General features: G+C 33.2%; 25 protein-coding genes and 1 pseudogene. 6 read left to right on the forward strand and 20 right to left on the reverse strand.

The window, feature by feature from the left end; genetic code table 11:
* Positions 1-49: 49 nt before the first annotated feature.
* The 3 genes and pseudogenes from Q0770_RS03320 to Q0770_RS03330 all read right to left on the reverse strand — a co-directional run.
* Entirely contained in the window at positions 50-382 is a 333-nt protein-coding gene (locus Q0770_RS03320; RefSeq protein ID WP_299113971.1) for a single-stranded DNA-binding protein, read from the reverse strand.
* Positions 363-614: a helix-turn-helix transcriptional regulator gene (locus tag Q0770_RS03325; protein ID WP_299113973.1), complete on the reverse strand. Its 252-nt coding sequence runs from the start codon at positions 612-614 to the stop codon at positions 363-365. Before Q0770_RS03325 ends, Q0770_RS03320 begins: the two co-directional genes overlap by 20 nt.
* Before the next feature lie 31 nt (positions 615-645).
* A pseudogene (locus tag Q0770_RS03330) lies at positions 646-816 on the reverse strand (single-stranded DNA-binding protein); the annotation flags it as partial.
* Positions 817-1066: 250 nt separating this feature from the next.
* On the opposite strand from Q0770_RS03330, the gene Q0770_RS03335 reads away from it, so the two are divergent.
* Together Q0770_RS03335 and Q0770_RS03340 are read left to right on the forward strand one after the other, a co-directional pair.
* On the forward strand, positions 1067-1570 hold the full coding sequence (locus tag Q0770_RS03335; RefSeq protein ID WP_299114077.1) for a GNAT family N-acetyltransferase: 504 nt from the start codon (positions 1067-1069) through the stop codon (positions 1568-1570).
* Positions 1567-1917: a hypothetical protein gene (locus Q0770_RS03340; protein ID WP_299113975.1), complete on the forward strand. Its 351-nt coding sequence runs from the start codon at positions 1567-1569 to the stop codon at positions 1915-1917. The genes Q0770_RS03335 and Q0770_RS03340 overlap by 4 nt, the downstream gene beginning before the upstream one ends.
* Here the strand turns inward: Q0770_RS03340 and Q0770_RS03345 are convergent.
* Entirely contained in the window at positions 1914-2393 is a 480-nt protein-coding gene (locus tag Q0770_RS03345; protein ID WP_299113977.1) for a CBS domain-containing protein, read from the reverse strand. The genes Q0770_RS03340 and Q0770_RS03345 overlap by 4 nt on opposite strands.
* A gap of 99 nt (positions 2394-2492) precedes the next feature.
* Here Q0770_RS03345 and Q0770_RS03350 point away from each other — a divergent pair, with 99 nt between their 5' ends.
* Together Q0770_RS03350 and Q0770_RS03355 are read left to right on the forward strand one after the other, a co-directional pair.
* Positions 2493-3317 (forward strand): NAD(P)H-binding protein, encoded by an 825-nt coding sequence (locus Q0770_RS03350; RefSeq protein WP_299113978.1) that lies wholly within the window; start codon positions 2493-2495, stop codon positions 3315-3317.
* A 69-nt stretch (positions 3318-3386) separates the two neighbouring features.
* A complete protein-coding gene (locus Q0770_RS03355) occupies positions 3387-4076 on the forward strand; it encodes a hypothetical protein (protein ID WP_299113980.1) in 690 nt (229 codons plus the stop codon).
* Between the two features lie 82 nt (positions 4077-4158).
* Here the strand turns inward: Q0770_RS03355 and Q0770_RS03360 are convergent, their stop codons facing one another.
* Both Q0770_RS03360 and Q0770_RS03365 read right to left on the reverse strand, forming a co-directional pair.
* Positions 4159-6222: a M13 family metallopeptidase gene (locus Q0770_RS03360; protein WP_299113982.1), complete on the reverse strand. Its 2064-nt coding sequence runs from the start codon at positions 6220-6222 to the stop codon at positions 4159-4161.
* A 112-nt stretch (positions 6223-6334) separates the two neighbouring features.
* Positions 6335-6871: a hypothetical protein gene (locus Q0770_RS03365; protein WP_299113984.1), complete on the reverse strand. Its 537-nt coding sequence runs from the start codon at positions 6869-6871 to the stop codon at positions 6335-6337.
* A 176-nt stretch (positions 6872-7047) separates the two neighbouring features.
* On the opposite strand from Q0770_RS03365, the gene Q0770_RS03370 reads away from it, so the two are divergent.
* Positions 7048-8013, forward strand: coding sequence for an NAD-dependent epimerase/dehydratase family protein (locus Q0770_RS03370; protein ID WP_299113986.1), 966 nt, complete (start codon positions 7048-7050; stop codon positions 8011-8013).
* Between the two features lie 64 nt (positions 8014-8077).
* Here Q0770_RS03370 and Q0770_RS03375 read toward each other — a convergent pair whose 3' ends face one another.
* From Q0770_RS03375 to Q0770_RS03410, 8 genes are all read right to left on the reverse strand, one after another.
* Positions 8078-8983, reverse strand: a complete 906-nt coding sequence (locus Q0770_RS03375) for a DUF5777 family beta-barrel protein (protein WP_299113988.1) — start codon at positions 8981-8983, stop codon at positions 8078-8080.
* Positions 8973-9518: a YceI family protein gene (locus Q0770_RS03380; protein WP_299113990.1), complete on the reverse strand. Its 546-nt coding sequence runs from the start codon at positions 9516-9518 to the stop codon at positions 8973-8975. The genes Q0770_RS03375 and Q0770_RS03380 overlap by 11 nt, the downstream gene beginning before the upstream one ends.
* The gene (locus tag Q0770_RS03385; RefSeq protein ID WP_299113992.1) at positions 9511-9951 is read right to left on the reverse strand and encodes a hypothetical protein; all 441 of its coding nucleotides are present in this window, start codon (positions 9949-9951) and stop codon (positions 9511-9513) included. Before Q0770_RS03385 ends, Q0770_RS03380 begins: the two co-directional genes overlap by 8 nt.
* Before the next feature lie 159 nt (positions 9952-10110).
* Positions 10111-10362: a hypothetical protein gene (locus tag Q0770_RS03390; RefSeq protein WP_299113994.1), complete on the reverse strand. Its 252-nt coding sequence runs from the start codon at positions 10360-10362 to the stop codon at positions 10111-10113.
* 15 nt (positions 10363-10377) lie between these two features.
* Positions 10378-11223 (reverse strand): DUF5777 family beta-barrel protein, encoded by an 846-nt coding sequence (locus tag Q0770_RS03395; protein WP_299113996.1) that lies wholly within the window; start codon positions 11221-11223, stop codon positions 10378-10380.
* A gap of 10 nt (positions 11224-11233) precedes the next feature.
* Positions 11234-11629, reverse strand: a complete 396-nt coding sequence (locus Q0770_RS03400) for a hypothetical protein (protein WP_299113997.1) — start codon at positions 11627-11629, stop codon at positions 11234-11236.
* A gap of 1 nt (position 11630) precedes the next feature.
* Positions 11631-12188: a YceI family protein gene (locus Q0770_RS03405; RefSeq protein WP_299113998.1), complete on the reverse strand. Its 558-nt coding sequence runs from the start codon at positions 12186-12188 to the stop codon at positions 11631-11633.
* Positions 12189-12342: 154 nt separating this feature from the next.
* Positions 12343-12765 carry a hypothetical protein gene (locus Q0770_RS03410; RefSeq protein WP_299113999.1) on the reverse strand — a complete coding sequence of 141 codons (423 nt, stop codon included), beginning with the start codon at positions 12763-12765 and terminating at the stop codon, positions 12343-12345.
* A 336-nt stretch (positions 12766-13101) separates the two neighbouring features.
* On the opposite strand from Q0770_RS03410, the gene Q0770_RS03415 reads away from it, so the two are divergent.
* Entirely contained in the window at positions 13102-14208 is a 1107-nt protein-coding gene (locus Q0770_RS03415; RefSeq protein WP_299114000.1) for a LytTR family DNA-binding domain-containing protein, read from the forward strand.
* A 179-nt stretch (positions 14209-14387) separates the two neighbouring features.
* On the opposite strand, the gene Q0770_RS03420 is transcribed toward Q0770_RS03415, so the two are convergent.
* The 6 genes from Q0770_RS03420 to Q0770_RS03445 are packed head-to-tail and all read right to left on the reverse strand — an operon-like array spanning position 14388 to position 19762.
* Complete coding sequence (locus tag Q0770_RS03420; RefSeq protein ID WP_299114001.1) at positions 14388-15548, reverse strand: metal ABC transporter permease; 1161 nt, start codon at positions 15546-15548, stop codon at positions 14388-14390.
* Positions 15541-16668 carry a metal ABC transporter permease gene (locus Q0770_RS03425; RefSeq protein ID WP_299114002.1) on the reverse strand — a complete coding sequence of 376 codons (1128 nt, stop codon included), beginning with the start codon at positions 16666-16668 and terminating at the stop codon, positions 15541-15543. The genes Q0770_RS03420 and Q0770_RS03425 overlap by 8 nt, the downstream gene beginning before the upstream one ends.
* Positions 16668-17405, reverse strand: a complete 738-nt coding sequence (locus tag Q0770_RS03430) for a metal ABC transporter ATP-binding protein (protein WP_299114003.1) — start codon at positions 17403-17405, stop codon at positions 16668-16670. The genes Q0770_RS03425 and Q0770_RS03430 overlap by 1 nt, the downstream gene beginning before the upstream one ends.
* Complete coding sequence (locus Q0770_RS03435; RefSeq protein ID WP_299114004.1) at positions 17405-18313, reverse strand: metal ABC transporter solute-binding protein, Zn/Mn family; 909 nt, start codon at positions 18311-18313, stop codon at positions 17405-17407. Before Q0770_RS03435 ends, Q0770_RS03430 begins: the two co-directional genes overlap by 1 nt.
* Positions 18313-19116: a transporter gene (locus Q0770_RS03440; protein ID WP_299114005.1), complete on the reverse strand. Its 804-nt coding sequence runs from the start codon at positions 19114-19116 to the stop codon at positions 18313-18315. Before Q0770_RS03440 ends, Q0770_RS03435 begins: the two co-directional genes overlap by 1 nt.
* On the reverse strand, positions 19103-19762 hold the full coding sequence (locus tag Q0770_RS03445) for a metal-dependent transcriptional regulator (protein ID WP_299114006.1): 660 nt from the start codon (positions 19760-19762) through the stop codon (positions 19103-19105). Before Q0770_RS03445 ends, Q0770_RS03440 begins: the two co-directional genes overlap by 14 nt.
* Positions 19763-19780 lie beyond the last annotated feature (18 nt).

Below are 19780 nucleotides of genomic sequence, written 5' to 3' on the forward strand. Positions count from 1 at the left end.
GGCAGGAGTTAGTTCTTAAATACTATTATTATTCTTGAGAATAAATAAATTATTTTCCTAACATCAACAACTCATTCACCACTACTTCAGTCACATATCGTTTCTGTCCTTCTTTGTCATCATAACTCCTAGAAGTCAATTTACCTTCGATTGCAATTTCCTTTCCTTTGGTTACATACTTCTCAATAATGTCAGCAGTTTTGTTCCATGCAATTAAATTATGCCAGTCAGTTTGTGTTACTTTCTCTCCTTGAGCATTTTTATAACTCTCATTTGTTGCCAGTGAGAATTTGGCCAATTTCTTACCACTTTCTAAAGTGATAATCTCTGGGTCGTTTCCTAAATTTCCTATTAACTGAACTTTATTTCTTAATGTATTCATGATTTCTAAATTGTTTTATTTGTATTGGGTCATAGCCCAAAAACTGTATTATGTTTTGTTTGTTTTTTATATTAGGTTCTGCTACTCCTCGTTCCCATTTATCGATTGTTGATTCATAAACTTCCAACTCTAATCCCATTTCAAATCGAGTTAGGCATTTATCAAGCCTCGCTTGTTTTAAAAAATCACCATAATGAGAAGGGACAAGCGGATAGCCTCTCTTAGGCGGCACGATTGCGATTAAATCGATGGTGCAAATGCTCAATGCTGTTGTGCCATTGTGTGTCTGTTACTTTTTCGCCTTGCAAATTCTTATAGCTTTCATTCGTAGCAATTGAGAATTTTGCAAGTGTTTTTCCTGATTCAAGATTGATGATTTCTGGATCATTTCCTAAGTTACCAATCAACTGTACTTTGTTTCTTAATGTGTTCATGTGTTCTAAAATTTTAATGTTAAACAGTTAATACTATCGAGTTTAAGTACTGAAACTATTCCAGTAGTATTTCGACAGAGCAAATATTAGAAGATGACCTAATTAAAGTCGGTAGTTACGTGTTTAAATTCGTTTGTAAATATTTGTAGTCGTTTGTAAATGGATAATTTGTATATTGTAATCGTTTAATATCTCTTTAAAATTAGATGCTATCAGTAGAAAATCTATTTATATAGAAACGCCAAGACTTATTCTTAGAGAATTTAGAAAAGAAGATGTAAACTCACTTTTTCAACTAGATTCTAATCCAATAGTTCATAAATATTTGGGTAATAAACCTGTAAAAGATATAAGCGAATCTGAGAGATATATTGAAGACTGCCTGCCAAAATATATCAGTCATGGTATTTGTAGGTTAGCCGTTATTGAAAAACAAAGTGAGGCTTTTATTGGATGGTCTGGTTTGCGATTTATTGATGACTATACATTTAATAGCAAAACTAACTTCTATGATGTTGGCTACAGACTAATGCCTGAATATTGGGGCAAAGGCTACGCTACAGAAGCAGGAAAAGCATCTGTTGACTTTGGGTTTAAAGCATTAAACCTTAAAACAATTTATGGCATTACCGAACTAGGCAACATAGCATCCCATAAAGCTTTATTAAAAATAGGTCTGAATTATATCGAAGACTTTAAATATAAAAATGAAGAAATTTTAAGATGGTATCGCATTAAAAATCCAAGATTATGAATAAAACATGCCCAGAATGTGGAGACAAAATAATTGGTAGAGTAGATAAAAAATTCTGTAGTGATGGTTGTAGAAATGCTTATAATAATCGCATTAATAAAGATTCTAAAAACTTAATTAGAAACACTAATAATAGACTAAGAAAAAATTACAGAATACTTGAAGATTTAAATCCTGATAAAAAAACAAAAACCTCAAGAGCAAAGCTTATAGAGAAAGGGTTTGATTTCAATTATTTTACGAGCATATATACCACAAAAGCAGGAACGATATACTACTTTATATACGACCAAGGCTATCTCCCTTTAGATGGTGATTACTACGCTCTAGTAAAACGTGACGATTAACCTTTTATATTACTATTCCAGTTTTCGGATTTAAGTTGCAGTGCCGCTTTAAGGATGTCCTTTTGGCTAATTTGCCCTACTAGCTTACCATTTTCAACTATAGGGAAACGACGTCTTTTAGAATTAAGAAACTTATTAGCGGCATCAAAAATATCCATGTTGCCATCAATGGTTTCTACATTTTTAATCATGCGGTTTTCAACCATATCTTCTTCTAATGGCATATTGTAATAACGACTTTCACTTAATTGTTTTAAGCAATCACCCTCAGATATTATGCCAACCAACTCATTTTTTTCATTAACAACAGGCCCGCCAGAAATTTTGTTTTTTATTATGGCCTCGACTACAGCATGTACTTTTTGATGAGGGCTAAAGGTTATTAAGTTAGTGGTCATATAATCCCTAACCTTAAGTGCTTTTTGAGGCATGCTCGCTTGTTGCTTACGCGCTCCTTGAAAACTTTTAATACCCATAACCTTTGTTTTTAAGAGTGAATATTAAAGTTACTTAAAATTAAGGAGCTAAGCAAAAAAATGATATTGCAAGCTTATATTTGTAGTTCAAATAACACAATGGGTATAAGCAAAATAAATAATAGAATAAGCATCATTGGCTGTGGTTGGTTAGGTCTACCATTAGCCATACAGCTTATAGAAAATGGACTTGACATTAAAGGCTCTACGACTTCAGAAAACAAACTCGAAGCGCTCGATAACCTTGGCATTACCCCTTTTTTAATTCGCCTTAATGAAACTAAAATTGAAGGTGATATTTCCGAATTCCTAAATAACTCAGAAACACTAATTATAAATATTCCACCTGGCTTAAGAAAAAACCCAGACAAGAATTACGTTTCTGAAATCAAATTACTTATTAAGCATATTGAGAAAAGCAGTATTAAAAATGTGCTCTATATAAGTTCTACTTCAGTTTATAATAATGACCCTAAATTTCCAATAATTACAGAAAAAACAAAACCTAATGCAATATCTAATTCAGGAAAACAACTTATTGAAATAGAAAATGTACTTAAAAATAATTCAGCTTTTAATACAACGATTTTAAGATTTGCAGGGCTTTTTGACCAAGAGAGACACCCAGGGAAAATAATTTCAGGAAGAAAACATATTTTAAATCCCGAAGCACCCGTTAATCTAATTCATAAAAACGATTGTATTTCTATTATTGCTCAATTAATTGAAAAAGACTTTTGGAACGAAGAATTTAATGCCTGCTACCCTAATCACCCAACTAAAGAGCAATACTATAAACAGTATTGCCAAGCAAATAACTTAGAGCTTCCTGAGTATAATAGAGAAGACATTTCTATGGGAAAAATAATAGATGCCACAAAATTGGCACAACTCTTGAAATATGAGTACAAAACTGGCCTCTAGGAAATTAATAACTTTTTAAGACCTATTCGTATTAATTTTCATAGATTTGGCGCATTAAATTTTAAAACAATGAAGAAGATTACAATTGCCTTAGTTATGCTTGTTTCAGCAATGAGTTTTTCTCAAGGTAACGCAGATTTAAAAGCACATTACGAAGCTTTTTACAAACAAATGAAAAACCAAGGAGACGTTCAAGGTGTTATCAATGCAATGACACATTTAGAAGTCTTAACACCGTCTCAAGCACGAAGAGATACTTTAGCTTACTTATATGTATCTGAAGGCAAATATCTTCAAGCACTTAACACTATTGGTATTGAGAAAAATGCAACAGACTCTGACTTAAATGTTGAAGTAAAAGCAATTTCTCTTAAAAACCTAAACGAAAGCAAAAGAGCTCTTGAGCATTACAATGTTTTGTTTAGCAGAAAAGCTAATCCATCTTTAGCTTATGAGATTGCTGATTTAATGATTCAGAATTCTGATTTAGCTGGTGCAAAATCAAAAATCGAATATGGTATCACTAATGCCAAAGATGATATGAAACGTGCTTTTTACGAAACGCAACGTCCATACGAGACCTCTTTAAAAGCAGCATTTTTATACCTTAAGGCTCTGGTTACATTCCAAGAAAACCAAACAAATGTAGACCCTGCTCTAAAATTGGTTAACGATGCGCTAGCCATTGACCCTAATTTTAATATGGCTAAACGTACTCGTGAAGCTTTAGAAGCAAAAAAAGCAGCACCAAAAAATTAGACACTAGATATATTATATAAAAAATGCAGCTTATTTAAGCTGCATTTTTTATATAATATATCTAGGTTTTTAACTAAATTTTCTACCAGATTCTAACACGTTGTTCTGGAGCTAAATACATAGCATCTCCCTCTTTAATATTGAAAGCTTCATAAAATGCATCTATATTTTTTAGAGGCTGTGTTGCTCTTATATTACCAGGCGAATGTGTGTCTGTTTTAATTTGAGTTCTTAAAGCATCTTCTCTAATAAGTGTTCTCCAAACAGTTGCCCATGACATGAAAAATCGCTGTTCTGGTGTAAATCCATCAATATCATCTGGCCTTCCATTCTCTTCATAAAACAATTGTAATCCATCGTAAGCTCCAAGAACACCACCTAAGTCACCGATGTTTTCTCCTAAAGTAAATGGTCCGTTTACATAAACACTATCAAGTACTTCTAATGCAGAGTATTGGTCAGCTAAAGCTTTTCCTCTCTTTTCGAACTCTGCGAGGTCCTCAGGAGTCCACCAATTGTTCACATTGCCATCGCCATCAAAACGTGCACCAGAATCGTCAAAAGCATGAGATATCTCATGACCAATTACCGCTCCTATACCTCCATAATTTACTGCCTCATCAGCTTTGTAGTTATAGAATGGTGGTTGCAAAATAGCAGCAGGAAATACTATCTCATTGTTTAATGGGTTAAAATATGCATTAACAGTCTGTGGAGACATACCCCATTGCTTTTTATCTACTGGCTCATTTATCTCTGATAAGTTTTTCTTCTGAGACCATTCACCAACTGCTAACATATTTTCCGCATAAGAGTTCCCTTCTTTCACTTGCATTTCAGAATAATCTTCCCATTCATCTGGGTATGCAATCTTAACCGTAAACTTATCTAGCTTTTCAATTGCTTTAGTTTTTGTTTCATCTGTCATCCAATCTAGTTTTTGGATTCTATTTTGAAAAGCTTTAATAACATTAGCAATCATTTTTTCAGCTTTTTCTTTTGCCTCAGGCGGAAATTTAGAATCAACATATAATTTTCCTATAGCCTCACCAACACTTCCATTTACAGTTCCTAGTGCTCTTTCCTCTGGTGTTCTTTGTTTTTTAGCTCCTCGCAATGTTTTGCTATAAAAATCCCAATTTGCTTTTTCAATTTCTGTGGTTAAGAAGCCAGCTGCATTATCTAATGTACTCCATGTCATTAAAGTTTTAATATCCTCAATAGGGGTCTCTTGTAAGAAGGCATCTAAGGATTTCATATACTTTGGTTGCATTACTAAAAGTGTATCCACTTTCTTTTCAATGCCCATATCATCCATGAATTTCTTCCAATCAATTGATGGGGCCATTTTTTGCAAATCCTGAAGAGAAGTTGGGTTATTAAAGTTTCTAATATCTCTACTCGCCACCTTATCTAACCTAGGTTCTGCCAATTGGGTTTCTAATTCTAATATACGTTGAGCAGCCTTACGAGCATTAGTCTCTGAATAATTAATAAACTGAAGCATACGCGTCATATGATCCACATATTTACCTCTAATTTCCTTAGTTTTTTCGTCTTGATCTAAATAATAATCACGTTGTAACCCTAATCCCCCTGGGAATACCCAAGCAGTATTCATAGTACTATTATTTAAATCAGGATTAGCTCCAATACCCGCAAATGGTGCAGAGACGCCTAAAGTAGAAGCATAAATTTCTTGCATTTGATTAAGATTAGATATGCTATTAATCTTCTCTAATAAAGGTTCTAAAGGCTTAATACCCGCTTCATCTCTTGCAACAGTATCTAACTGAGAGTCAAAGATTAAAAGTGCTTTTTTCTGATCAGACCCTTCTTTATAGGTTCCCAATTCTTTTGAGACATTAAGAATTTCTAGCACATCATTTCTAGTAGATTTGCGTAACACGCCAAATCCTCCCCAACGTGTTTCTTCATCTGGGATAGTAGTGGTTTTCATCCAATTACCATTCACGTAATTGTAAAAGTCTTCGTTAGGACTTACGTCTTTATCCATGTTTTCCAGATTGATTCCTGGAATTTCTTCGGACATCGCAGTCTCTTTTTTGGCATCTTCTTTACATGCTATAACTGAAAAACATGTAAAAACCATTATCGCCAAGAGGCGACTAAAATTAGTTTTCATGGGTAGTTAATATTTAATTTGATTAAAAGTAGTTATTATTTAGACCTGAAAAATCAAAATTTGTTACATCTTAACAAAGATTTAATGAGATTGTAGCTAATCAGTAATGTGCTTATTCATCATAAGGTCGAATAGCTTCCTTATCTCTTTTATCAAATTCAAGTTTTTTATTAATCCCAAAAATAAGATTAGAATTAGCAATAAGTAAATCCCTTATACTTCCTAATTTATTATCGACAGAATAATTATCTAATGTCAAATCATTATTTAATTTCAAAAGTTTTGTTTCCAAAACTGAGATTCTAGAGTTAATTGGGTTTGTATTAATATTTTCGGGTAAACTTACTTTAAGGCTATCCAAGAAAACTTTTAAAGTATCTTTTTCAGCTGTAAAGAATGTAACATCCGCTTTCTTTAAAAAAGAAATTTGCGTAGACAACTCCTGAAATCTCGTCCATTGTGCAACTTCTTTTTTTGCATCTTCACTTAAGATATAATCATTGTATTTAAAACTCTCTATAGCTTTAGCCGTTATGGTTTTAGTATCTTGTTTTTGTTCTTCTAAAACTTTAGGGGTAGTTTTTGAATTATCATCTCCGCAGCTAAAAAATACTACCAAGACCAAAATGTATAGAAATTTTATTCTCATTAATACAATAAATTACTGATGTGGTAAAGATAAATAAACTTAAATAGCATCTAACCGTATTTCAATGTCTATAATATCAAATACTAAATTCTTATTAAAACTATATTTTTTCTGATTTATTATTGAAAAACTAGTGTTAATTCTTGTTATTTTTGATAATCATTTAAAAATTCGATATGCCTTCAAAAATATTAATTATAGGTGCATGTGGACAGATTGGCACTGAACTTACGACAAGATTAAGAGAACTATACGGTGTAGAAAATGTCATTGCTAGTGATATTAACACCCGTAATCTAGACTTGGTTAATTCTGGTCCTTTTGAAATTATTGATGCCAAAAATTTTAATGCAGTAAAAGATTGTTGCAAAAATTATAATATCGATACTGTCTATCTCATGGCGGCCCTACTTAGTGCTACAGGAGAGAAATACCCAATGGAAGCATGGGACTTAAACATGAATTCGCTCTTTCATGTTTTAAATCTAGCTAAAGGCGGCACTATCAAAAAAATATTTTGGCCAAGTAGTGTTGCCGTTTTTGGACCAACAACTCCTACAGAAAATACACCTCAGCATACCACTTGCGAACCTACTACAGTATATGGTATTACCAAACAAGTTGGTGAGCGTTGGTGCGAGTATTATCATAAGAAATATGGTGTAGATGTACGTAGTATTAGATATCCAGGTATTATTAGTCACAAAGCTATGCCAGGTGGAGGAACTACAGATTATGCTGTTGAGATTTACCATAAAGCTGTAAAAGAAGGTATTTATGAATGTTTTCTTTCTGAAAACACTGAACTTCCTATGATGTTTATGGACGATGCTATAAAAGCCACTACAGAATTAATGCAAGCTCCTACTGAAAAAATTAATATACGCTCGGCATATAACCTAGCGGCCATATCATTTACACCTCAACAAGTTTTTGAAAGTATAAAAAAATACATTCCTGAGTTTACAATTACTTATAAGCCTGACTTTAGACAAGCCATCGCAGACAGCTGGCCCTCATCTATTGATGATAACATAGCACGAAAAGATTGGGGTTGGCAACATGATTTTGACCTAGATAAAATGACTCAAGTAATGCTAGAAAACTTAGAGAAGCAAGTTTGCAAGGTAGATTTTGAATAACATTTTACTGACTCACAAAAATTAAAAAGCTAGCTTGTTCTTTTAATAACTTAGCATTACAATTTTATTTATTCTTCAGCGTATTACTTAAGTGAAATACATATGTGGCATTAAATCCAAAGTGTAAATTAGGGTCTTTAAAGTTAAAGTTATTTCGGGTTTGGGTGATAAACGTGTCCTCAACCATATTACGTGTATTCGTCAACATGAGCTGAATTAAAATATCTCCTAATTCCCAATTAACGCCAATAGCAAAAGGGTCATAAGTGTCAAAAGAATCTATAGGATTAAATGTCCTGTAATACTCTGAAACTAATGCCAAATGAGGTCCAAGCTTATACCTTGCTCCAAAACCTAGTGCGAAGAAATTCTTATTATCTTGATTAGGCACACCTAAAGGTTTATGAACAAACGTTGGTGCCAATTGCAAAGAAAATTTTGAAGTCATTCTTCTTGAAACAAGTACTTGAGATGTAAAGGCTAATCTTTCTGAAAAATCTCCAGATAAGCCTGAGTATATAGAGCCCGAACTACTATTATAACTTCCTGTTTGTAATAAAGTAATATTAAAAGGCACAGATTTCTCTCCCTTTTGCTGACTCCATAATTTATACTTAAGATAGCTATCAAAAAGACCATCAAACGTAGTGCCTCCCATACCAAAAGATAATCTGTCTGACACACCATATTCTAATGCTATCCTTGTCGTCATTTTATCAGCTGCAAAACTCTGAGAACGATCGCCTGGTAAATTCCAAAAGCGAGTTGCGGTGAACAATTCTAATACACCTTTACTCCTAACCTCTGTTGAGTGCCCAAAAGCTACTCTAGTCATTTTAAACGCTGGTGGCACATAGTTTGTAGCGCTTTTTTGCTCTTTATTTAAAATCTCTAACAAATCCTGGGCAGTAGACATTTGAACACTACCCAAAAGTAAAAGACATGCTATTACTGTTTTTTTAATTTTCATATGGCAGATATTCAAATTTAAAATTTACTTCTATACTTTTTGCAATATTGCCTGCTAGTAATGGTGGTATATTGATGTTATAATCTTCTACAAAAGTTTCGAAAACGCCAGAGAGTATATAATTGCCATTATTGTTTTCGATTTTAGTTTTAATTTCTATGTCTTTAGACACGCCATGCATCTTAAATACACCCTTAATGATCTTAATTTGCGTACCTTGAATATTAGCCTCAAAATTTAATATTTTACCTTCAAACGTTGCTTTTGGGTAAATATCAGATTCTATATAACTTTCGTTAAAATGCTCTCTCATTAAGGCTTTTTCAAAAATAAAAGCATTCATAAGCATATCAACGGCAATAGTGCCTTCTTGAAGATCTATGATACTAGAAACTTGATTGTTTTCTGCTTTAATATTTTCTACAGAAGTATATGAAAAGAATGACACTTGACCTTGCCTAGCAATTACCTTCTCTGAACTTTGGGTAATAGCAAAACCTAGTATTAATAGTAACGCCAAAAAAGATTTATTCATTTGTTTTTGGTTGGGGAATTATACAATTTAAGAGAATAACATCATTTAAGGTGCCTTTAAGAATACCTTTAATGCTAATTTCATCTCCCAAATTTAAACTATTTATGGCTAATTTTTGATTTTTCTGCATGTCGCAAATTACCAATCTATCGGTCTCTTTTTTCCCTTTAAGGATAATTGTAGAGCGATTGTTTAGACTATTGATATCTTGAATAATACCTTCAACTAGCACAACATTTTCAATAAGGTTATCTTCATTAAAGTTTAAATCTTTTTCAATGATTTGGTCAACATGAAATTGTTTTACATCTAAAGACTCAGTAACCATTTTATCTGAATTTTCAGTACAGCTATTTAGTCCTAAAAATACTAATACAATAAGTAAAAGCTTTGGAATAAATAATTGTATGTATGTATTTAATAACATTGACATTGTACTACAAATTTACTGACTCTTTTCGTTAGTTATTGTATGGGACATAAAATTAATCCCCAAAGTGTTTTATTTCTCTAGGGATTACAAAATCAACCAATAAAACTAAACTCTAAATAGTCGTTGTTGTTTTCATCTTAATTATGGCAATAAGAGGCATTAACAACTACAAAGAGATTTAGAAAACTCTTCTTCAATTCGTTCTCCTTTTTCAGGGTATCCCAATCTAGACAGAACATTTAAAGCGGTAGATAATTTATCTGCCTTAATAAAATTGAAGATAATCAGAGACTCTTTAGGATATAGTCTTACATTTTTTACGTTTTCTATAACCTGTAGTTCTTTTTTTATACAAACTGAACAATTTTTACAAAAGCGTTGTTGTACTTCTATTTTTGCTGTTGATGTCATATGCTTAATGATTAATTAAAATACCCTTGATAAATTAAAGCCAAAGAAAATATCTCCATCACCCCAATCTCCTGTTGCTTGCCCCAAAAATGCATTTGTATTCATTGGCTGCGCATTGGTAAAATGTAATTGGAATACATGGCCACCAGTTTCTAAATCAAACCCAATAGAAAGTGGGTTTTTAAATGGCGACGTATCTGCTCTGTTCAAGTGCGCACCGTAATCAAAGTTTATAGACCATCTTTTGGTAAGCTTATGTCTACCACCAAAACCTATAACATATTGCGAATTGTCTTGCTCATTAACATCTACATAATTATCATGAAAAAATGTAGGCATTAGCTGCAATGAGAAGTTTTTATTAAACTTCTTAGAGATTAATAATTGTGTGGTATAACCTAGTCTATTCTTAAACTCTAAACCGGGTAAAAATGCATCATCCAAAGATGTGTTGATTAATATATTACTTGAACTAACAACTGTAAATGGCGAACCTCCTTTTTTCTCTCTAAGTAATCTTATTTTTAAAGAAGACTCATAAATTTTACGGAAAGAACTTCTTGAAACGCCAATATTAATTGCATCTGTGACACCATAGATAAGATTAAGTCTTGTTACGGCTTGATCAAGGCCAAAAAAGTCCTTTAACCCTGTCTCTAAAGACCCAAATCTGTGAGATACCACAAAATAGAGTTCCTTTTTAGATATCATCTTAGTCGATTCAAAATTTACAATTTTGAGGCCTTTAAAAGCGGCTGTTTTATAGTCTTCTTCTGTTTCAGAATCTATTTCTGAAAATAAGTCTTCCTGCGCAAAAAACAATGCTGGAAACAGAAAGGTTAGTATATATAAGTATTTCATTTTAATTGATTCATTTGATTAGTGTTGATTGGTCAATCTTTACGAGTTCGAGCAACTCATCATAGCCTACACACCTGCCTTTTATAGTTATTTGTTCTCCTTTTTGAAACTTTAAAGTTTCTTGAGAATTAAAACTCACTTGTACACCATTACTAAGAACAACATCATTATCTTCTATTGAAGTAATGCCTCCTTTCATCTCTATAACTTGGTCTAGATAGTTGGTAGTTGCTAATGCTTCGTTAGTTTGAAATTGCTCAAAGATATCTTTAGCAGAAAGGCTTACAGTAGCCTTTTCATTAGCTATATCTCTATGCTCACTATTAAAAACATAGTTGTAAACTAAAAATGCAGATATTAAACCAATAATTAAGACCCCAAGAAGCATATATATCTTCTTTCTCATTTTATTGTAGGTTAAAGTCTAGGTAGACAATGATTTCATTTGCTATTTTCTTTCTTACAATGCTTGGTATTTCGATATCAAAATCAGCTGGGGTCACCTTGAACGACCCCTGCATGATTATTGACCCATTGGATTTCTTAATGTTAAGCGTTGTTCTAATTTGTTTTTCTTTTCCACGCAATTCAATTTTCCCATCGACAGTAACACTAGTTGTATTCTCACCTAAGTTAGAATAGTCGAAATCCAATAGTTCCCCCCTAAATTTAGCTTTCGGATAGGTTTCCGATTCTATATAATTTTCATTAAAGTGCTCTTCCATTAAAGAGTTTTTAAATCTAAAACTCTTCATTAAAGCCAACGAAGCCATTTCACCTGTATCTGTATTTAAAATAGCAGTAACTGAAGCGTTAGTAGCTTTAACAGGCTCAAATGTTTTTTCTGAAGCTTCAAAAGTTATCTTACCCTTTTTATCTATTAGTTTTTGAGCAGTTACAGAACTCGTTATAAAAACCATAGCTACAAAAAGTATCTGTAAAAAGGTTGATTTTGTTGTTTTCATGTGTATTGATTTATTTGGTGTAATAGGTTATACTATTTTCTTTTAAGAATCATCTACAGCCAAGGGTATTTCTACCCTTAGTTATAGACTTAATCAATCGAAAAAACATAACTTAATTATGCAAAATGGAGTACTTGGTGTTAACCAAAGCCTCTTAATTCTCTGGCTTACCATCATCAATCCATTGCTGAATTAGGTCGATAGTAGATTGTGGCAATCTGCCTGAAGGAGGCATTGCTCCTGGAGCTCCATTAGATAAGTTCATTCTATTAAAAATACCATTGGCTCTTTGACTAACTTGAGTGAAATTTACAAGAGCAAAAGGAGCTCCATTTGTTGGTGGAGCACCATGACAGCTTACACAAGCGGCACTCATTATAGGCTCAATATCATCAACATAATTAACTAAAGGTTCTGCATCATCATCCGTGTCGTCGTCAGTATCGTCTGTGTCATCTGTGTCATCGGGATTCTCTATATCATTCCCAGTGTCAACGAAATCATCTTCGCTATCGCTCGCACAAGCAAAAATGCTAAGTGCTAATACCATTAAAAAAATTAGTCTTGTTGTTTTCATTTTATTGTTTTGTTTTGAGTTTTTTAATGTAGTTTTCAAATAAAAAGTTGTTCAACATTTATACTGCAATACTACGCTCATGAAATGGGTGTTGAAAAAGAAACTGGCTGAAGAGGAAAAAACGCGTCTGAAACAGAAAAAAACCACTTGAAAGAATACTACTATTCCACTTTTAAGGAATAAATGTGATTTAAAACTGAATAATTAAGCTTGAAAAAATACTTCTAAAACATAAAATAGTCTTTCATATTTAAAGAAACAGATGTTAATGCTCGTTATGTTTCTTTAAGCTTATGCATACAAAATTTATATATTCGCATATATTTTTAGATTTCCATGCGTAAAGACAAACTGTACTTACTTACATTTTTATCGTTGTCATTAGTGTTTTTAATTATCTCTAGTGTGGCAATTAGGTATTTTGTTAATGAAGCTGCAGAAAAGGTTTTAGAGACTCAATTAGAGTTTAGCAAACGAGAAGCTAAACAAGTGGCTATGCTAATTGGTAACCAATTAGAAAATGGCATATCTAAAGAAGTGTCCATAAAAAGTATTCAACAAAGTATAGAAAACTCAAACTTAGACGCTGGTTTTGTAAGTGTATTTAATTGGTCTGGTGATATCGTTTGTCATCCAGATGTAAAACAATTAGGACAGTCTATAAGTAACAAAGAATCTTTTATTTCTTCTGTATCAGACGAAGTTACATCGCAAGACCTCTACAAGTTATTACAAAAACATGAAGACATAGGTGATACTCCTAGTCTTAAAAACAATCAAGACTCAGAGGTTATATTTATTTATCCGGTAGCCAACTCTGATTGGATTGTTGGTGCACATGCCAATACGTTTAAAGTATCGCAACAAATAAAAAAGATTAGAAGTAATTTTCAGATTATATTATTGGTTATGGGCTTTCTATTTATACTTTCATCTGTATTGATAGTACGTTTGATAGGTAGTAAATACGAAAAAAAGCTTGAGATAAAGAATGAAAAACTATCTGACGAAATTATAAATCTTTCAAAATTAAATAGTGCTTTAGACACTTATCAGCAACAAGTATCAGATAGGTCTTTACTAAATGAAGATGTTGATAGCAGCGCTAAAAAGAGAATCCTTACATATGTTAGAAACGAACTTGTATCTGTATCTACAGAAGATATTGCTTACATCTATACAGATATGGGGATTACATATGTTCTCTGTTCTGATGGTAAGCGTTCTACTTCTAACTCTAGCTTAGACGAGCTATACACCAATCTTGACAATACTTATTTTTTTAGAGCAAACAGACAGTTTATTATCGCCATATCATCAATTGATAAGATTGTAAAGTATGGTAACAATCAGTTAAAGATACTTATTAACCCAAACTCTGAAGTTGATATTATTATAAGTAAAAACAAAGCTGCGGAGTTTAAAAAGTGGTTGAATCTATAGCTAGGTTTATGCCATAACTGAATACATATTCCTAAAATCTATAATTCTATACACCTTTAGTACTAACGATATCATTATTTAATCCCCAAGAGCTGTCAATAACTATTTTATGTTTGTTATATATTGCCATTAATTACGACTTAGCGTTAGCGATTATTATACTTTGTATTGAAATTTAACTACCCTCTAAACAAAAAGAAGTCATCCTTCATGTCTTCAATCTGGGCATCTTCGTTAGTAATGATATAATCGATGGCTTTAGAGGTAAAGGTTTCACCTTTTTCAGTAAGAGATACTACATCATTTTCAATATGAATCATATTATTTTTTTGAGCTAAATCCAACACTTTTTTTGCACGTACTTTTTGCCAATTGATATGTTCTCGTAAATGATTTACATGGCGTTCTTCAACTTCACTATGGTTTTTTAAGTGTAACAAAAAAGTAATTAAAGAGACTTCTGCTTGTTGCTGTTTTTCGCGATACAACACAGCAATAATACCTTTGTTTGGCGCAAAAAGATAAACGGCTAAAAACAACAATCCTAAAACTGTGGTAATAGAACCAGCAATTGAGGCATCTAACCAATGTGCCACCCAATAACCAAACACAGCACTAAAAATTCCAAAAACTACTGAAAGCACTAACATTTTTTTGAGATTTTTTGTCAATAAATAGGCAGCTGCGGCAGGTGCAATCATTAAGGCTACAACCAATATGGCCCCAACAGCATCAAAAGCACCAACTGTAGTCACTGACGATACAGACATTAGTCCGTAATGGATAATGGCTGGCGAAAACCCTAAAGATGTTGCTAAGCCTTTATCAAAAGTGCTCACCTTTAATTCTTTAAAAAAGGCAATAAGCAATGTTAGTGTAATGATTAAAATCATACCAATAATCCAAAGTGCTTTTGGCCCCACATCTGTTCCTGCGATAATTAATCTATCAAAAGGGGCAAAAGCCAATTCACCTAGTAATACGGCATCAACATCTAAATGTACATCATTGGCATTTTTGGCAATCATAATAACGCCGATACTAAATAAAGCAGGAAATACTAGTCCAATAGCAGTATCTTCTTTTACCAGACCGGTTTTCTGAATATATTCAACTAAAACAACTGTAATAATTCCTGTTAAAGCGGCTAAAACAATTAGTAATGGCGAATTTAAATCGTGCGTAATAAAAAACCCAACAACAATTCCTGGAAGGATTGAATGACTTATGGCATCACTAATCATTGCCATCTTTCTGAGTACTAAAAACGTCCCTGGAATAGCACAAGCTACAGCAACTAGACTAGCAATGAGTTGTATTTCTATCTGAGCACTATTCATTACTATCGGTTTGTTGGTTGTATAAATTTGCTGCTGTAGTATAACCTAGTTTTGTTAAGCTCCACATATTGCCTTGAAGTTGCACAAAACCTTTATCAACTAGTTTTTTGAGTGTTCCTTTTGTGTAACCTTGAAAGTTGTTTAAGATTTTTATAGTATGAGGATGCGAAATATCTTCGTGTGTTTCTGCAATCTGATGCATAAAAGCAAGGGTTTTATTTAATTCTAAATCACGGCGATTTTTTATAAACCGGATTTGCTTGAACAGTAATCCACGACTTGGTGAAAAAATAAATGAAAACACAACAAAAACAGCGGCTACTAACACAATGACTGGCCCAGTAGATAAGTTGTTCTGACTTGCACTTATGGCTGTGCCAAACACACCTGAAAATGCACCAAATATTGCCGCTAGAAACACCATTTTTGCTAAGCTATTTGTCCATTGTCTTGCAGCAGCAGCAGGTGCTAAAAGCATGGCACTCATTAATACGACACCAACGGTTTGTAATCCTAAAACAATAGCTAAAACAATAAAGCTTGTAATAAGAATATCTATAGTCTTTGTATTAAACCCAAGCGTTTTTGTATAATCTGCATCGAATAGAAGTATTTTGAATTCTTTCCAGAAAAGCAATAATACTAATACACAAAGCCCAGTGACAATAGCCATTAACCAAACATCACTTTCAACAAGAGTTGCGGCTTGTCCAAACAAATATTTATCTAAACCAGCTTGATTGGCATTAGGTTGTTTTTGAATAAATGTGAGAAGCAGCATTCCAAATCCAAAAAATAAGGAGAGAATTAAGCCTAATGCAGTATCTGATTTGAGATGAGTTTTTTTAACAATACCTCTAATCCAGAATGTACCAATTAGACCACTTACTAAAGCTCCTAGAAGTAAAATATTAGTGTCTTTTGTGCCTGTTATTAAAAACGCAATAGCGATTCCTGGAAGCGCCGCATGACTTATGGCATCTCCTAAAAGGCTTTGCTTTCTGAGTACGGCAAAACTCCCTAACATTCCAGTTACTGCACCTAAAATGGCTGTGCCAAGAGTTATGGTACGTAGCGTGTAGTCATTAAAGACTAAAGAAAAATATTCTTTTAAGTCCATTATTCCTGAATACTTACTTTGTAATTAATACCGTAAGTTTTGGTTAAATTATCATCATTAAAAATATCTTTGACAGGTCCAGTCGCTATCTTTTTTACATTTAAGAAGGTGACCCAATCAAAGTATTCTGGCACGGTTTGTAAATCGTGATGAACAACAATTACCGTTTTCCCCGCTTTTCGTAATTCTTTTAAAATATTGATAATAGCAATCTCAGTTGTAGCGTCTACGCCTTGAAAAGGTTCGTCCATAAAATAGATAGATGCGTTTTGTACTAAAGCTCTTGCTAGAAAGATACGTTGTTGCTGTCCACCAGAAAGCTGACTTATTTGCCTGTTTTTAAAAGGAAGCATCCCCACTTTTTCTAAGGCTTCTAATGCCGCTTTTTTCTGCTTTTGACCAGGACGTTTTATCCAGCCTAAGCTTCCATAAGTCCCCATCATAACGACATCTAATGCCGTTGTAGGAAAGTCCCAATCTACACTTCCTTTTTGAGGTACATAAGCTACAAGTTGACGCTGTTTTTTGTAAGGTTTATCATAGATGCTGACACTACCTGCAATAGGGTTTAATATGCCTAGAATAGATTTTATTAACGTAGATTTTCCAGCGCCATTTGGACCTACAATAGCCATGAGTACACCTTCAGGAATTTCTAAATCGATATCCCAAAGTACAGGTTTGTAGTTATAAGCTACGGTTAAGTCGTCTACTTTTACGGCTATTTTTTGTTCCATTATTTTAGTGCGTTAACAATGGTATTTACATTGTATTTAAACATTCCGATGTAGGTACCTTCAATAGTGCCTGCATTTCCTAGAGCGTCACTGTAAAGGGTTCCACCAATTTCAACATTATGGTCTTTGGCTTTTACAGCAGCCACTAAAGCTTCAATTGTTCGTTTAGGTACTGAGCTTTCAACAAAAATGGCTTTAATTTTATTTTCAATAATAAAGTTGGATAGCTTCTGAACGTCTTTAACACCTGCTTCAGTAGCAGTAGATAATCCTTGAAGACCAACCACATTAAAATCGTAATTTTTCCCGAAGTAATTGAAAGCATCATGAGCTGTAACTAGGATACGTTTTTCCTTTGGAAGTGTATTGATGATATTAGAAACTTCGGTTTCAAGTGCTGTTAATTTAGCTAAATATGCCTTTTCATTTTCAATAAAATTGATTGCATTTTTTGGGTCTTTTTTAGATAATACTTTAGTAACTTCTTTTGTGAATTGTTTGAAGAATTCAATATTAAACCACACATGCGGATCATAGTTTGAAGCAAAATAATCCGAACCAATGAGTTGAGATTTATCTAAGCCTTCACCTAAGGCAACTTGAGTTTTGTTAGTGTTTCCCATTTTCTCGAAAACCTCTACAAGTTTACCTTCAAGATGTAAACCATTGTAAAAAATAATGTTAGCATTGACTAATTTGGTAACATCGCCTTCACTAGCTTTATACAAATGAGGATCAACACCACTACCCATTAAACCATCAACTTCGATTAAGTCACCGCCAATGTTTTTCACCAAATCGGTAATCATGGTCGTCGTCGTTACCACTTTTAGTTTCCCACTAGTTTCAGTTTCGTTTTTACAGTTGAATAAACAAACAACTGCGATTAATACAATTAGCTTTTTCATTATTGTTTTGGTTTTATTCTATAACTTAATCCCATACCTATTAATACATCTTGACCTTCAGTAATACTAGTGCCTACATAAGCATCAAATTGCAAATCATTAGACGCTAAATAGGTAAAGCCAGCATCCCAAAAATGGTTTGCAGAACTGTCTTCAGGTAAGTCGCCATAAACTTCGGCGTACATTCCCCATTTATCTGAAAGGCTATACCCATAAGCCAATGTATAAATAGCAGCTGCTTCAGAAGAATCGTCGCCCCATTGTGCTCCTATATTATATCCTAAACTTGAGTTTTCGCTTAGTGTATGAGATAAGGAAAATCTAAAATCGACCGCTGTTGTTTCAGGTCTATAATCTTGCCCAGCACTAAAAATTGGAAATACATGCCCAATTAATGCAATTTCTGGCATTGCACCATTTTCTTTGGCAACATCTATTTTCATACCCAATAATAACGGTGATAATCCACTGGTAACATTGTTTAGTTTAGTGCCGTTTACCTTAGTCACGCCTTCAACAAAATCCCAACCTAAGCGCAATTCTAGATTATCTAGTAATCCGTAACGGATAAGCATTGTATTGTAAGTGTAGTTTTCGTTTTTTATGTTATTGGCTTCGAAAGATTCGTAAAGACCACCTGTTTCAAACTGAAGTACTCCTTTCCCAACAGTCGAAGATGCTTCAGTAGCATCAGGCCTGTCGGTTACTAAAGGATTATTTAATCTTTCGTCTTGGTCTTGTGCTATTCCTTTAAATGAAATAGAAATTAAGATGGTGATTAAAATGAATTTAATTGATTTCATTAACATAGATAATTTGTGTGAAGTCCTGATTAAGAACAATAGTATTTGAGTGTATGGTTATTTGTGTCATTTTTGAATTCTGGAATTGTTTTTTCACTGCAATTTTATTTCCGTATTTTATACCGTTAAGGGCACAAAACTCAAAGAATTCTTTATCTGTACTCATTAAGCGAGAGACAATATATTCTGTGTTCTCTTCCGCATTAATTAAAGCGATTGAGGTATCTTTTGTTGTAATTTCTCCATCGGCATTTGGTATTGGGTCACCATGTGGGTCAAACTTTGGGTGACCGAGATATTCGCTAATTTTTTCAGCTAAAAAATCTGATGTCTCATGTTCTAACAACTCTGCTTCACGATGAATTTCATGTAAAGACATATCAAACATTTGATGTAATAAAGCTTCCCAGAGACGATGTTTCCTCACTACGTTTAGTGCCATTTTTTCGCCTTTTTTTGTTAGGCGAAGCGCTTGGTATTTTTCATAATTGAGTAAGCCTTTGGCATCTAGTTTTTTTGCCATATCTGTAGCTGCAGCACTCGATATCCCAAGCTTAGATGCTATGTTCCCAGGTTTTGTGTCTGTAATATCATGATTTTCATTGTTGTAAATGGCCTTTACAAAGTTTTCTATTGCTACTGACATTTTGCATTGCTTTAATTA

The sequence above is a fragment of the uncultured Winogradskyella sp. genome, assembly GCF_947501905.1.
GTDB lineage: Bacteria > Bacteroidota > Bacteroidia > Flavobacteriales > Flavobacteriaceae > Winogradskyella.